This window comes from Streptomyces sp. NPDC002490, assembly GCF_040296045.1.
Lineage (GTDB): Bacteria > Actinomycetota > Actinomycetes > Streptomycetales > Streptomycetaceae > Streptomyces.
In genome coordinates, this window is record NZ_JBEOWM010000068.1 from 16,088 (window position 1) to 29,238 (window position 13,151).

At 73.2% G+C, this 13,151-nt stretch carries 12 protein-coding genes; 1 reads left to right on the forward strand and 11 read right to left on the reverse strand.

Annotated elements, in window-relative coordinates:
* Window positions 1-5: 5 nt before the first annotated feature.
* From rplS to nsdA, 11 genes are all read right to left on the reverse strand, one after another.
* Complete coding sequence (rplS, locus tag ABT092_RS28380; RefSeq protein ID WP_351248863.1) at window positions 6-356, reverse strand: 50S ribosomal protein L19; 351 nt, start codon at window positions 354-356, stop codon at window positions 6-8.
* Window positions 357-491: 135 nt separating this feature from the next.
* Window positions 492-1,313: a tRNA (guanosine(37)-N1)-methyltransferase TrmD gene (trmD, locus tag ABT092_RS28385; RefSeq protein WP_351248865.1), complete on the reverse strand. Its 822-nt coding sequence runs from the start codon at window positions 1,311-1,313 to the stop codon at window positions 492-494.
* Entirely contained in the window at window positions 1,313-1,891 is a 579-nt protein-coding gene (gene rimM, locus ABT092_RS28390) for a ribosome maturation factor RimM (protein ID WP_351248867.1), read from the reverse strand. Before rimM ends, trmD begins: the two co-directional genes overlap by 1 nt.
* Window positions 1,892-2,074: 183 nt before the next feature.
* Window positions 2,075-2,311 (reverse strand): RNA-binding protein, encoded by a 237-nt coding sequence (locus ABT092_RS28395; protein WP_040247777.1) that lies wholly within the window; start codon window positions 2,309-2,311, stop codon window positions 2,075-2,077.
* 4 nt (window positions 2,312-2,315) lie between these two features.
* Complete coding sequence (rpsP, locus tag ABT092_RS28400; RefSeq protein WP_351248869.1) at window positions 2,316-2,744, reverse strand: 30S ribosomal protein S16; 429 nt, start codon at window positions 2,742-2,744, stop codon at window positions 2,316-2,318.
* Window positions 2,745-3,315: 571 nt separating this feature from the next.
* Complete coding sequence (locus tag ABT092_RS28405; RefSeq protein WP_351248871.1) at window positions 3,316-3,912, reverse strand: hypothetical protein; 597 nt, start codon at window positions 3,910-3,912, stop codon at window positions 3,316-3,318.
* Between the two features lie 428 nt (window positions 3,913-4,340).
* A complete protein-coding gene (gene ffh, locus ABT092_RS28410; protein ID WP_351248873.1) occupies window positions 4,341-5,882 on the reverse strand; it encodes a signal recognition particle protein in 1,542 nt (513 codons plus the stop codon).
* 91 nt (window positions 5,883-5,973) lie between these two features.
* Window positions 5,974-8,445 carry a [protein-PII] uridylyltransferase gene (locus ABT092_RS28415; RefSeq protein WP_351248875.1) on the reverse strand — a complete coding sequence of 824 codons (2,472 nt, stop codon included), beginning with the start codon at window positions 8,443-8,445 and terminating at the stop codon, window positions 5,974-5,976.
* A gap of 55 nt (window positions 8,446-8,500) precedes the next feature.
* Complete coding sequence (locus ABT092_RS28420; RefSeq protein WP_351248877.1) at window positions 8,501-8,839, reverse strand: P-II family nitrogen regulator; 339 nt, start codon at window positions 8,837-8,839, stop codon at window positions 8,501-8,503.
* Window positions 8,836-10,191 (reverse strand): ammonium transporter, encoded by a 1,356-nt coding sequence (locus ABT092_RS28425; RefSeq protein ID WP_351248879.1) that lies wholly within the window; start codon window positions 10,189-10,191, stop codon window positions 8,836-8,838. The genes ABT092_RS28420 and ABT092_RS28425 overlap by 4 nt, the downstream gene beginning before the upstream one ends.
* A gap of 245 nt (window positions 10,192-10,436) precedes the next feature.
* Window positions 10,437-11,909 carry a transcriptional repressor NsdA gene (nsdA, locus tag ABT092_RS28430; protein WP_351248890.1) on the reverse strand — a complete coding sequence of 491 codons (1,473 nt, stop codon included), beginning with the start codon at window positions 11,907-11,909 and terminating at the stop codon, window positions 10,437-10,439.
* Between the two features lie 472 nt (window positions 11,910-12,381).
* Here nsdA and ABT092_RS28435 point away from each other — a divergent pair, with 472 nt between their 5' ends.
* Entirely contained in the window at window positions 12,382-13,068 is a 687-nt protein-coding gene (locus tag ABT092_RS28435; protein WP_351248881.1) for a bifunctional DNA primase/polymerase, read from the forward strand.
* Window positions 13,069-13,151: the final 83 nt, after the last annotated feature.

The window sequence follows — 13,151 nt, forward strand, 5'->3', positions numbered from 1 at the left end:
GCGGCTCAGTTGTCGCGCTTCTCCTTGATCTTCGCGGCCTTGCCGCGCAGGTCACGGAGGTAGTACAGCTTGGCACGGCGCACGTCACCGCGGGTGACGAGCTCGATCTTCTCGACGATCGGGGTGTGCACCGGGAAGGTGCGCTCGACGCCGACCGAGAAGGAGACCTTGCGGACCGTGAAGGTCTCGCGGACACCGGAGCCCTGACGGCGGATGACGACGCCCTTGAACTGCTGCACACGGGAGCGGTTGCCCTCGATGACGCGCACGTGGACGTTGACGGTGTCACCCGGGCGGAAGGCCGGGATGTCGCTGCGCAGCGACGCGCTGTCGACGGTGTCGAGCAGGTGGGACATGATCGTCTGCTTCCTCGCCCATGCCACAGGTCATCGGCGGAACTCTCGGGAGGTGATGGTGGTGTCGTACCCGCGGGGGCGGGCGTCGTGTCCCCCTGTGGCAGGGGCGCACGCCGAGCGGCGGACGACAGCGGCCTATTCTTCCACGTCCGGCGCGGTCCGCCCAAATCGACCGTCGGGGCCCGGGGCCCAGCCGAGGATCGAGAGGGTTTCGCGGTCCTTCTTGTCGAAGGCGGCGGGGTCCGCACGCTCGATCAGGTCGGGCCGGTTGCGGGTGGTGCGGTCCAGTGCCTGGTCACGGCGCCAGCGGGCGATCCTGCCGTGGTGGCCGCTGAGCAGCACCTCGGGGATGTCGCGTCCGCGCCAGTTCGGGGGCTTGGTGTAGACGGGCCCTTCGAGCAGGTCGGCCATGGCACCGGGGGCGAAGGAGTCGTCGCGGTGGGACTCGGCGTTGCCGAGCACGCCGGGCAGCAGTCGGGCGACGGCCTCGGTGACGACCAGGACGGCCGCCTCCCCGCCGGCGAGGACGTAGTCGCCGATGGACACCTCGTACACGGGCATCCGGGTGGCGTACTCCTCGGTGACCCGTCGGTCGATGCCCTCGTAGCGGGCGGGGGCGAAGAGCAGCCAGGGCCGGGCGGAGAGTTCGACGGCGAGTTCCTGGGTGAAGGGCCGTCCGCTGGGGGTGGGCACGACGAGGGCGGGGCGGTGGGCCCCGGACTCGTAGCCGTCCGCGATGACCTGGTCCAGGGCCTCGCCCCAGGGCTCGGTCTTCATGACCATGCCGGGACCGCCGCCGTAGGGCGTGTCGTCGACGGTGTGGTGTCGGTCGCGGGTCCACTGCCGCAGGTCGTGGACGTGCACGCCCAGCCGGCCGTGGGCGCGGGCCTTGCCCACCAGGGAGACGTCCAGCGGGTCGAGGTACTCGGGGAAGATCGTGACGACGTCGAGCCGCATCAGGCGTCGCCGTCCGGTCCGCCGGGGGCCTCCCCCGACCGGGCGTCACGACTGGAGGCGACCTCCGCCCGGTCGTCGACGAGACCCGGGGGCGGGTCGACGACGGCGCGCTGGGCGTCGAGGTCGATCTCCACGACGATCTCCCCGACGAAGGGGATCAACACCTCGTCGCCGTCGGGGCGCTCCACGATGAACAGGTCCTGCGAGGGCAGGTGCGAGATCTCGGTGATCCGACCGATGGGGGTGCCGTCGACGGTGACGACGTCGAGGTCCATCAGCTGGTGGTCGTAGTACTCGTCCGGCTCGTCGGGGCGCTCGTCGGGGTCGACCTCGGCGATGAGCAGGGTGTTGCGCAGCGCCTCCGCGGCGCTGCGGTCGCGCACGCCGGCGAAGCGCAGCAGCAGCCGGCCGCTGTGCACCCGGCCGGTCTCGATGGTGAGGGGGCCCGTGGCGGCCGGGTCGGTGGCGAGGACGGCACCGGGGGCGAGCCGCAGTTCCGGTTCGTCGGTGCGCACCTCCACGGTGACCTCGCCCTTGATGCCGTGGGCGCGGCCGATCCGCGCGACTACGAGCTGCACGTGTCTGGTCTCCTGACGGGGGAACGAGCGGGAACAGCGGGGGACGGAAGCGGTGGTGTGCGGGAACGCACTGGGGCCGGGGGTTGTCCACCCCCGGCCCCAACACTTCAGCCGTCACTGGGAGAGCCGTCCGGGCGGATCCGCGCCCCGGCGGTGCGGGGGCGGATGCGCTCCTCGGACGGATCAGACCTGGTCGACGTCGACGAGGTCGACGCGGATGCCACGGCCGCCGATGGCGCCCACGACGGTCCGCAGGGCGCGCGCGGTGCGGCCGTTACGGCCGATCACCTTGCCGAGGTCGTCGGGGTGCACCCGCACCTCGAGGACGCGTCCGCGGCGCAGGTTGCGCGAGGCGACCTGCACGTCGTCCGGATTGTCGACGATGCCCTTCACGAGGTGCTCAAGAGCCTCCTCAAGCATCTCGTCAGCCCTCGGTCGACTCAGACTCGGCCGCGGCCTCGTCCTTCTTCTCAGCCTTGTCAGCCTTCTTCTTCTGCGTGATGGCCTCGCCCTTGCCGTCCGACTCGCCACCGAGGGAGTCGAAGGACGGACGGGCGGCCTTCGGCTCGGCCACGAGCAGCGGCGCCGGGGCGGGCTCGCCCTTGTACTTCTGCCAGTCGCCGGTCTTCTTCAGGATCGCGAGGACGGGCTCGGTCGGCTGCGCGCCGACGCCCAGCCAGTAGGCGACGCGCTCGGCGTCGACCTCGATGCGCGACGGGTTCTGCACCGGGTGGTACAGGCCGATCTCCTCGATGGCCCGGCCGTCACGGCGGGTGCGGGAGTCGGCGACGACGATGCGGTAGTGAGGCGAACGGATCTTGCCCAGACGCTTCAGCTTGATCTTGACTGCCACGGGAGTGGTGTCTCCTGGTCTTGACGGGTGGGCACGGGCGGGATGCCACGTGGGGTTGCGGTACCCGAGATGCCCGATGGACGCGTCAGCCGGAGGAGAGAGGGGTCCTGTGCGGCCGTCGAGTACAGCTAGTCATTGTGCCACATGGGACGGGGGCGCCCGAAACGTGTCCGGACGCCCCCGCACGGGTGCTGTCGGCGCCTACCGCCGGGGCCGGTGCGGCTCCCGCCCGGCGCCCCGGCGCCCTCGGCGCCGCGCGCTGACTGCTCGGTGTCGCCGGCCGCCCACGGCCCTCGCGGGCGGCCCGGCGGGCGGGCGCCTGATCGCCCGTCCCCGCCGCGGTCGCGCGGCGGCCGGGTCGACCGTCCTGGCCGATCGCCGACCCGTGCGCCGCACGCCGAAATCTGTGGTGGTCCCCCTCGCTGAGCCCCGACGCCCCCTGCGTCGAGTCGGAGTCCGGTGACGCCCCGGGTGACGCCCCCACGTCACGCGTCGTCCGTCCCGCACTCCGAACGGTCCCGCCCGGCGCTCGCCGGCTGCGCGGTCCGCCCTCATTCCGTCGCCGTGACCGTCAGCCGGCCACTGCCACGGGTTCGGGGATGCGGAACGGCTTCCCGCACCCCCCGCAGACGATCGGCGCCTGCGCGAGGACCGACGGGACCACCCGGACGTTGCGTCCGCAGTCGCACACCGCCTTGACCCGGACCCCGCCCCCGGATGAGCCGTGCCGGGCTGCCGGACCGCGGAAGGTGCGGGCCACGTTGTTGGACTCGGTCGCCGCCGTGTGCGCCTTGAGGGCGCGCTGGAGGCGGTCGATGGTCGAGCGGTACCGCTTCTTGGCCTCGGCGTTCAGGGTGACCAGGGAGAAGCCGCTGCTCGGATGCGGTTCGTCCGGATGGTCGAGACCCAGCTCCTCGGCGATCGCGAGGAACCTGCGGTTGTGGTAGCGGCCAGCGCGCGAGGTGTCGCGGACACCTCGTGCGGCGGCGATGCCGTGGACTGCCTCGTGGAGGAGTCGCTCGAAGGAGAGGGCGTGCCCGCAGGCGGACGACGACTCTCCGATCAGGGATTCGGGCGCGGCCAGATTCGGCAGCTCGGGGTGGTACCGCTGAATGTCGGCCCACGCGGCTGCCAGCTCTGCGGCGAGAACTGGTGGTGTCGTGCTCACGTCGTGACAACGAGCCGGAGTGCCTCTGTGTTCCTATTCCGGGCCATCGCAAATATTTTGCACGTACCCGTCAGTTTGCACTGTTCTGCGGTTCTTCCATAGCTGATCCACAGGGACCCCACCGGGTGCGCTGATCTGCGGATATGTGGGGAGAAGCGGGCACCGGCAGCCAGCTGGCGCCCCGGGCGGCCCACCGGCTCCCCCGGTGTCGGGCACCGATCCCTTTCGGCCGTACCGCACGTGCCCCGGGCAGGTGCGGACCGCGCGGTCGGCATGCGGTGGCATCGGGAGGGGCTGCTAGCTCCAGCCTATCGGGCGGCCAACTCGCCGCCGACCACGCGCGCTTGGGGTACCGGGGAAACGCCAGGGGCGGCGGGCGCCCTCGCGCCCACCGCCCCGCGTCGTCCCGGCGGATCACCGCCCCCGGGTCACTTCATGAACTTCTTGAACTCGTCCGGCAACTCGAAGTCCTGCGGCACCTGCCCGGGCGCCCCGAAGGCGGCACCGGCCTGCTCGCGCCGGGCGGCCGCCTCCGCCTCCTCCTGCTTGCGCTTCATCGGGTTGCCGGAGCGCTGCTTGCCCTTGGCCGCCTTCGGCTTCTTCCGCTGGCGCCCCGGGCCGCCGCCCATGCCGGGGATGCCGGGCATCCCGGGCATGCCGCCGCCCTGGGCCATCCGCGACATCATCTTGCGCGCCTCGAAGAACCGCTCCACCAGGTTCTTCACCGCGCTGACCTCGACCCCGGAACCACGGGCGATCCGGGCCCGGCGGGAGCCGTTGATGATCGTGGGGTCCTGGCGCTCCGCGGGCGTCATCGACTTGATGATCGCGGCGGTGCGGTCCACGTCCCGCTCGTCGAGGTTGTTGATCTGGTCCTTGATCTGCCCCATGCCGGGCAGCATCCCGAGCAGCTTGCTGATGGAGCCCATCTTGCGGACCTGCTCCATCTGGGCCAGGAAGTCGTCGAGCGTGAAGTCCTTGCCCTTGCTGGAGGCGAGCTTGGAGGCCATCTTCTCGGCCTCCTGCTGCGAGAAGGTCTGCTCGGCCTTCTCGATCAGGGTGAGCACGTCGCCCATGCCCAGGATGCGCGAGGCCATCCGGTCCGGGTGGAAGGCGTCGAAGTCGTCCAGCTTCTCGCCGTTGGAGGCGAACATGATCTGACGGCCGGTGACGTGCGCGATCGACAGTGCGGCACCGCCGCGGGCGTCGCCGTCGAGCTTGGACAGCACGACGCCGTCGAAGCCCACGCCGTCGCGGAACGCCTCCGCGGTGTTGACGGCGTCCTGACCGATCATCGCGTCGACGACGAACAGCACCTCGTCCGGGGAGACGGCGTCCCGGATGTCGGCCGCCTGCTGCATCAACTCCTGGTCGATGCCGAGGCGTCCGGCGGTGTCGACGACGACGACGTCGTACTGCTTGGCGCGCGCGTACTCGATGGAGTCCTTGGCGACCTGCACCGGGTCGCCCACGCCGTTGCCGGGCTGCGGGGCGTACACGCCGACCCCGGCGCGCTCGGCGACCACGCTGAGCTGGTTGACGGCGTTGGGGCGCTGGAGGTCGCAGGCGACCAGCAGCGGGCTGTGGCCCTGGCCCTTGAGCCAGTGGCCGAGCTTGCCGGCGAGGGTGGTCTTGCCCGCGCCCTGGAGGCCGGCGAGCATGATCACGGTCGGTGCGGTCTTCGCGAACCGCAGTCGCCGGGTCTCGCCGCCGAGGATGCCGACGAGTTCCTCGTTGACGATCTTGATGACCTGCTGGGCCGGGTTGAGCGCCTGCGACACCTCGACGCCGGACGCCCGTTCCTTGACCTGCTTGATGAAGGCCCGCACGACGGGCAGCGCCACGTCCGCCTCAAGGAGGGCGATGCGGATCTCCCGCGCGGTGGCGTCGATGTCCGCCTCGCTGAGGCGACCCTTGCCGCGGAGGTTCTTGAATGTCGCTGCGAGGCGATCCTGGAGAGTGTCGAACACGGCGGTCGCGAATCCTCGGGTCGAAGGTGGCGGACAGGTCGTCCCCCAGGGTAATCGGTCCGACCCGCGACGGGCCCCTCCCGGGACGGGGTCACCCCCGCAACGCCCGCTCCAGCAACCGCGCCAGGTCGGCCGCCCGCTCCGCGGCCAGCGGCGCCCCGTCCGGGTCGCTGACGTAGAAGGCGTCCACGGCGCTGGCGCCCAGGGTGCTCACATGGGCACTGCGCACCCGCACCCCGGCCCGCTCCAGCTCCCGGCCGATCCGGTGCAGCAGCCCGGGGGCGTCCTGGGCCCGGACCTCGATCACGGTCGCCCGGCGGGAGGCGTCGGCCGCGACCGTCACCCGGGGCGGCGGGGCGACGACGCCCCGCCGGGGGCGGGCGGCGTCCCGTTCGGCGAGGCGGGCGCCCACGTCGAGCGAACCGTCCAGGGCGCGCACCAGGTCGGCGCGGAGCCGCTCGGCCTGCGGGAGGGACCCGTACTCGGCGGCGACCCGCCACTCCAGGAGCAGCACCGGACCGCCGGCCCCGTCCGCGGGGGCCGGGGCGGTGGGCGGGGTCAGGGTGCGCAGTTCCGCGGTGCGCACGGTGAGCCGGTGGGTGGCGAGGACCCCGGCGACGGCGGGCAGGACGCCGGGCCGGTCGACCACCGCGACCAGCAGTTCGGCGCCCAGCGGCTCGGGGCCCTGGGCCGGTTCCCCGGACCGCGCTGCGGGCGGCTGCGGGGCGTGCAGGGCGAGCACCGGACCGCCGGTGCGGTGCGCTTCGACGGCGAGCCGTTCCTGTTCCGCGGTGGGCTCGACCGGGCCGGCGGGCGAGGCGGGGGCGGACCCGTCCAGCCGCGCGGCGACCCGGCGCACCAGGTCGGCGACGAGGGTGGCGCGCCAGGCGGACCAGGCGGCGGGGCCGGTGGCGAGGGCGTCGGCCTCGGTGAGGGCGTGCAGCAGTTCCAGCGTGCCGGTGCTGCGGACGGCCCGGGCGACGGTGTTGACGGTGGCCGGGTCGTCGAGGTCGCGGCGGGTGGCGGTGTCGACGAGCAGCAGGTGGTGGCGGACGAGGGTGGCGAGGACCTCGGTGTCGGCGGGGGCGAAGCCGAGGCGGAGGGCGGTGTCGCGGGCGATGGTGGCGCCGGTGACCGCGTGGTCTCCGGGCCAGCCCTTGCCGATGTCGTGCAGCAGCGCGGCGGTGAGCAGCAGGTCGGGGCGGGCCACCCGGCGGGTGAGGGCGGCGGCGTGGACCGCGGTCTCGACGAGGTGGCGGTCCACGGTCCAGGTGTGGACGGCGTTGCGTTGGGGCCGGCAGCGCACCCGCTCCCAGTCGGGGAGGAGGCGGGTGACCAGGTTGCCCGCCTCCAGGGCCTCCCAGACCGCGACCGCGGGGCGGCCGGCGCCGAGGAGGGTGACGAACTGTTCGCGTGCTTCGGCCGGCCAGGGCACCGGGAGGGCGGGGGCACAGCGGGCGAGGTGGCGCACCGCGTGCGGGGAGAGCGGCAGTCCGGCCTGGGCCGCCGCGGCGGCGGCGCGCAGGGGCAGCACGGGGTCGCGTTCGGGGCGGGCGCTGCGGGCGAGGGCGGCTTCGCCGTCGTGTTCCACGACGCCTTCGGCGAGCGGGGTGCGGGCCGGGTCGGGGGCCGTGCGGCGGGCGCCGAGGAGGGTGCGCGGCCGGGGGCGGGCGCTGCGGGCCCGGACCACCCGGCCGACCTCGCGCCAGGTGGTCTCGGTGGCGTAGGAGAGGACGCGGGCGGCCTCGTAGACCTGGCGCAGCAGGGCGTCGGCGTCCAGCAGGCCGAGGGCGGTGGCGACCTGGTCCTGTTCCTGCAGGGCGAGGCGGTCGGTGGCGCGGCCGGTGACCAGGTGGAGCGCGTCCCGGGTGTCGAGGAGGCGGCGGCGGGCTTCGTCGAGCCCGTGGCGGGGGGCGTCGGCGAGCCAGGAGGCGGCGACCGCGGCCAGCACGGTGGCGTCGCGCAGGCCGCCGCGGGCTTCCTTGAGGTCGGGTTCGAGGAGGTGGGCGAGTTCGCCGTGGCGGGCGGCGCGCTCGGCGCACAGCTCCCGCAGCCGGGGCAGTCGGGTGGCGGCCCGGTTGCGCCAGTCGGCGAGGGCGGTGGTGCGGACCCGGGCGCTGAGGTCCGGGTCGCCGGCGAGGTGGCGGGCGTCGAGGAGGCCGAGGTGGACCTTGAGGTCGTCGGTGGCGGCGCGGCGGGTCTCGGCGGGGGTGCGCACGGCGTGGTCGAGGGCGAGCCCGAGGTCCCAGACGGGGTACCAGAGGCGGTCGGCGAGGGCGGCGGTGCGGCGCGGGTCGCCGCCGTCGTGCAGCAGGAGCAGGTCGAGGTCGCTGCGCGGGGAGAGCTCCCCGCGTCCGTAGCCGCCGACGGCGACGAGGCTGACGCCCCGTCGCCCGCCGGCGGCGGCGCCGAAGAGGGCGGCGAGCCAGTCGTCGGTGAGGGAGGAGAGGGCGGCGCGGCGTTCGGGTCCGGTGCGGGACCTGCCGTGCAGCAGGCGCACGCGGGCCGCCGCGTAGCCGCTGGGGGGTTCCGGGGTCGTGCGGTGCTGGTCCACGGTGGTCACCCAGCGGCTCCGTTCTCTCGTTCCCCCCACGGTCGTCCCTCCGGCCGGGGCCGGGTCACAGGGCGTCCGGGCCCCGTTCGCCGGTCCGGACGCGCACGGCGGTGTCGACGGGGACGGACCAGACCTTGCCGTCGCCGATCTTGCCAGTCCGGGCGGCCCGGACGATGACGTCGACGAGTTGGTCGGCGTCGTCGTCCTCGGCCAGGACCTCGATGCGGACCTTGGGGACGAGGTCGACGGTGTACTCGGCGCCCCGGTAGACCTCGGTGTGGCCGCGCTGGCGTCCGTAGCCGCTGGCTTCGGTGACGGTCAGCCCGTGCACGCCGAACGCGTGGAGGGCTTCCTTGATCTCGTCGAGTCGGTGCGGCTTGACGACCGCGGTGATGAGCTTCATGCGTCGACCTTCTGGTGGGACCCGGCGGGGGCGGTGGCGGTGCTGCGGGCGGGGGTGGCCTTCGGGGTGGCGCTGCCGCCGCCGGCGCCGCTGAAGTCGTAGGCGGTCTCGGCGTGCTCGGTGCGGTCGATCCCGGCGACCTCGTCCTCCTCGTCGACCCGCATGCCGATGGTCCGGTCGAGGAGCAGGGCGAGGAGCGCGGAGGCGACGAAGGAGTACAGGAGGACGCCCCCGACGCCGGCGAGTTGCTTCCCGAGCTGGTCGAACCCGCCGCCGTAGAAGAGGCCCTTGGCCTCGGACTGGCCGCCGCCGGTGGCGAAGAAGCCGACCAGGACGGAGCCGGCGATGCCGCCGACGAGGTGGACGCCGACGACGTCGAGGGAGTCGTCGTAGCCGAACCGGTACTTGAGGCCGACGGCCATGGCGCACAGCACGCCGGCGACGGCGCCGATGGCGAGCGAGCCGAGCGGGGAGCTGGAGCCGCCGGCGGGGGTGATGGCGACGAGTCCGGCGACCGCGCCGGAGGCCGCGCCGAGGGTGGTGCAGGCGCCGTGCCGCAGCTTCTCGTAGCCGAGCCAGGCCAGCATGGCGGCGGCGGTGGCCACCTGGGTGTTGACGAACATCAGTGCGCCGACGCCGTCGTCGTTGCCGAGCCAGGACCCGGCGTTGAAGCCGAACCAGCCGAACCACAGCAGTCCGGCGCCGAGCATCACGAGGGGCAGCGAGTGCGGACGCATCGGGTCCTTCTTGAAGCCGACGCGCTTGCCGATGACCAGGATCACGGCGAAGGCGGCGGCGCCCGCGTTGATGTGCACGGCGGTGCCGCCGGCGAAGTCGATGACGCCCAGCTCGAAGGCCCAGCCGCCGGTGCCCCACACCCAGTGGGCGACGGGGAAGTAGACGACGGTGGCCCACAGCGCGACGAACAGCGCCCAGGCGCCGAACTTGACCCGGTCGGCGAGGGCGCCGCTGATCAGGGCGGGGGTGAGCACGGCGAACATGAGCTGGAAGACGGCGAAGACGTACACGGGGACGGTGTAGCCGTCCCACAGTTCGGTGAGTCCGATGCCGCTGAGGCCGAGGTACTCCGGGGACCAGCCGATCAGGCCGGCGCTGTCGGTGCCGAAGGCGATCGAGAAGCCGTACAGCACCCACAGCACGGTGACGATGCCCAGGCTGATGAAGCTCATCATCAGCATGTTCAGGGTGGACTTGACGCGGACCATGCCTCCGTAGAAGAAGGCGAGCGCGGGGGTCATCAGCATGACCAGCGCGGAGCAGATGAGCATGAACCCGGTGTTGGCGGCAGACAGCGTCGGGGCGTCTGCGGCGAGCGGGATGCCTGGGGGCATCGGCGTCTCCTCGTCGTGGAGCGGACCCCGCGGGAGCGGGGTCGAGGGTGGCGTGAGGGGTGGCCGCGGGGGGCGCCGGGGTGGCGTTGGTCGCCCTCTCGTACGCCGAAGGCTCGCGCGGCGCCGTTTCGGTGGATGCCGCGGGCTGTTTCACGCCGGTGACGAAGGGACCGGGGGTGTTACGCGTGGGTGAACGCCCCCGGCCGCGCGGGGCCCGGGCCGGGGGCCGGGTCCCGCGCGGCCGGTCACACCGCTTCGGCGTGCTCCGGGAGCTGCACGGCGAGCCTCTCGGTGAGCTCGACGACCTCGCTGAGGTGGCCGTACTCCCGTACGGCGTTGTCGACCGTCTTGCGGATGCGGGTGTTGACCCGCTCCGACCGCACCCGCTTGGCGACCGCGAGGGCCTGGTCGGCGAGGTGGACGCTCCGCTCGGGCTCCTTCTGGAGGAGGTGGACGGTCGCCATGCCGATGAGGTTGAGCGCGTAGGACCGCTGGTGGTCGGCGTCGCGTGCGAAGAGGTCGACGGCCCGCTGCATCACCGGCTCGGCGAGCGCCGCGTAGGTGGGGCTGCGCCCGGCGACGTAGGCGAGGTCGCGGTAGGAGTGGGAGTTCTCGCCGTTCAGCTCGGCCTCGCTGAAGAAGCCGATCCAGTCCGGCTCGGGCTCGGTGGAGTCCCGGGCGTCGGCGAAGGCGTCCTCGGCCATCCGCACGGCCCGCTTCACCTTGCTCGGCTGGCCCATGTTGGCGTAGGCGCGGGCCTCCATCGCATACAGCATCGACTGGGTGCGGAACCCGGCGCAGTCACGGCTGCCGTACTGGGCGAGGTGGACGAGTTCCAGGGCGTCGTCGGGTCGGCCGAGGTGGATCATCTGCCGGCTCATGCTGGACAGGATGTAGGAGCCGAGCGGCTTGTCACCGGCCTCCTTGGCGGCGTGCAGGGCGAGCACGAAGTACTTCTGGGCGGTGGGTTGCAGGCCCACGTCGTAGCTCATCCAGCCGGCGAGTTCGGCGAGTTCGGCCGCGACCTTGAACAGGCGCTTGCCGGTGGCGGCGGGTTGGGGCTCCTGGAGGAGGTCGGTGACCTCGTGGAGTTGCCCGACGACCGCCTTGCGGCGCAGCCCGCCGCCGCACTGGGCGTCCCACTGCCGGAACATCCTGGTGGTGGACTCCAGCAGGTCCAACTCCACGGCGGAGAGCCGCTGTCCACGGCGCAGGGTGGCGGGGTCGGGCTCCGGCTGGGGGGCGCTGGGGGTGGGGACCAGCCAGCGTTGCATGGGCTCGATCAGGGCGGGCCCGGCGGCCAGTCCGAGCGAGGCGCCGAGGAAGCCCCGACGGGCGAGCATCAGGTCGCTGCGGGAGAACTCCCCGATCAGCGCCACCGTTTGGGGTCCGGTCCAGGGAAGGTCGACACCGGCGACGGACGGCGCCTGGTGCGGGGTGCGCAGCCCGAGGTCCTCGACCGTCACCACGCAGCCGAACCGTTCGGAGAACAACTCGGACAGGATGCGCGGAATCGGCTCGCGCGGGTTCTCCCCGTCCAGCCACCGGCGCACCCGGGAGGTGTCGGTGGAAATGTGGTTGGCGCCCAATTCCCGTGCCCTGCGGTTCACTTGGCGCGCCAACTCGCCTTTGGACCAGCCACTTCGGGTAAACCACGAGCCCAGCATCTCGTTCGGGCGCTTCTCCCCGCTCGAACCGCCGTCACCGTTGCCGCCCACCGGAACGCCCCCATCCGTCACGCCATGTGTCCGCCACTTCCAGCCCAAGCCCTATCAGGATGTCGCGCGCCCTCGCGCACCGTCGGACGTCCGTCACCCTTCGAACGGGGAGCCGACCGCGACCGTCCCGCCATCGGACGGGAATGCCCCCGGGAACCTCTACCGAAAGTAATCCGATGGTCACCCTATCGGGAGGCGGGCCGAGGAAACGCCACCATTCGCCACCCCTTCGCATGAACCCGACTACCTTTCCACACGCTTGACTTGACGCATGCGCGCCGGGAACGGCGGAGTGATGCGCACCAGGGCGCGGAATTCAGCGCGCACCACCGGACGTGCGCTTGAGCGCCGTCAGAAACCTCGTTTGACGGGGCATGACGAAGACGGATGGTGACGACACGAACCCATATCGTGATCGTCGCTTGACCCGTGACGTCGTAACCAGCGGCGGGCAGTACCTGTTGGAGGAGGCATGAACTTCACGATCGGCGGCATCCGTGACATCCGGTCGGGTTCGTGGCGCCGCGGACGCACCGGCGAGTGCACGGCGGCGGCGGAGTTCACCGGACTGTGGGGTTGGGACGTGGTGCCCGGCGCCCGGGCCACCGCGAACGGCTGCTCCTGCGGGCGCCCGCCGGTGGCCCCGGGGAGCGCACCCGGCCCGCCGGGGGCCTGCCGCGCACCGGGTGCCCACCCCCTGGCCACCGCGCCGGTGGTCCCCGCCGGCGCCACGCTCGACGAGGTGACCCGCGTCTGGGCCGGCTTCCCGCACGCCACGCTCATGCTGCCGGTGGGGCGGACCTTCGACGTGCTGGAGGTGGGCGAGACCGCGGGCCGGCGCGCCCTGGTCCGGTTGGAGCGGATGGGGTTGCCGCTCGGCCCGGTCGTCGCCACGCCCCAGGGCCGCGCCCAGTTCCTGGTGGCCCCCGGGGCGGCGGTGGGCCTGCCCCGGCTGCTGTACCGCATGGGCTGGGACGGCGCGGCGCTCGACCTGCGCGCGCTCGGGCCCGGTGACCACATCACCGCACCGCCCTCCGACCGGGGCGGCCTCGGCCCGGTCCGCTGGCTCCGGACCCCCTGCTGGCGCACGGCCGGCCCGCCGGAGGCGCGCCTGGTGCTCGGGGTCCTCGGGCACGCGGCGCACCGCAGCCGGCGCTGACGGACGACGGCGACCCCGCGCACGACGAGGGCCCGGCGGCGTCGGGGACGGACGGACGGTCCACGCCATCGCGGCACGTTGGT

Coding starts and splice junctions, on each gene's coding strand:
- trmD (WP_351248865.1), bottom strand. CDS start 1,313: ATGCGGCTCGACGTCGTCACGATCTTCCCCGAGTACCTCGACCCGCTG.
- ABT092_RS28420 (WP_351248877.1), bottom strand. CDS start 8,839: ATGAAGCTCATCACCGCGGTCGTCAAGCCGCACCGACTCGACGAGATC.
- ABT092_RS28395 (WP_040247777.1), bottom strand. CDS start 2,311: ATGCTTGAGGAGGCTCTTGAGCACCTCGTGAAGGGCATCGTCGACAAT.
- rplS (WP_351248863.1), bottom strand. CDS start 356: ATGTCCCACCTGCTCGACACCGTCGACAGCGCGTCGCTGCGCAGCGAC.
- ABT092_RS28425 (WP_351248879.1), bottom strand. CDS start 10,191: ATGCCCCCAGGCATCCCGCTCGCCGCAGACGCCCCGACGCTGTCTGCC.
- ABT092_RS28435 (WP_351248881.1), top strand. CDS start 12,382: ATGAACTTCACGATCGGCGGCATCCGTGACATCCGGTCGGGTTCGTGG.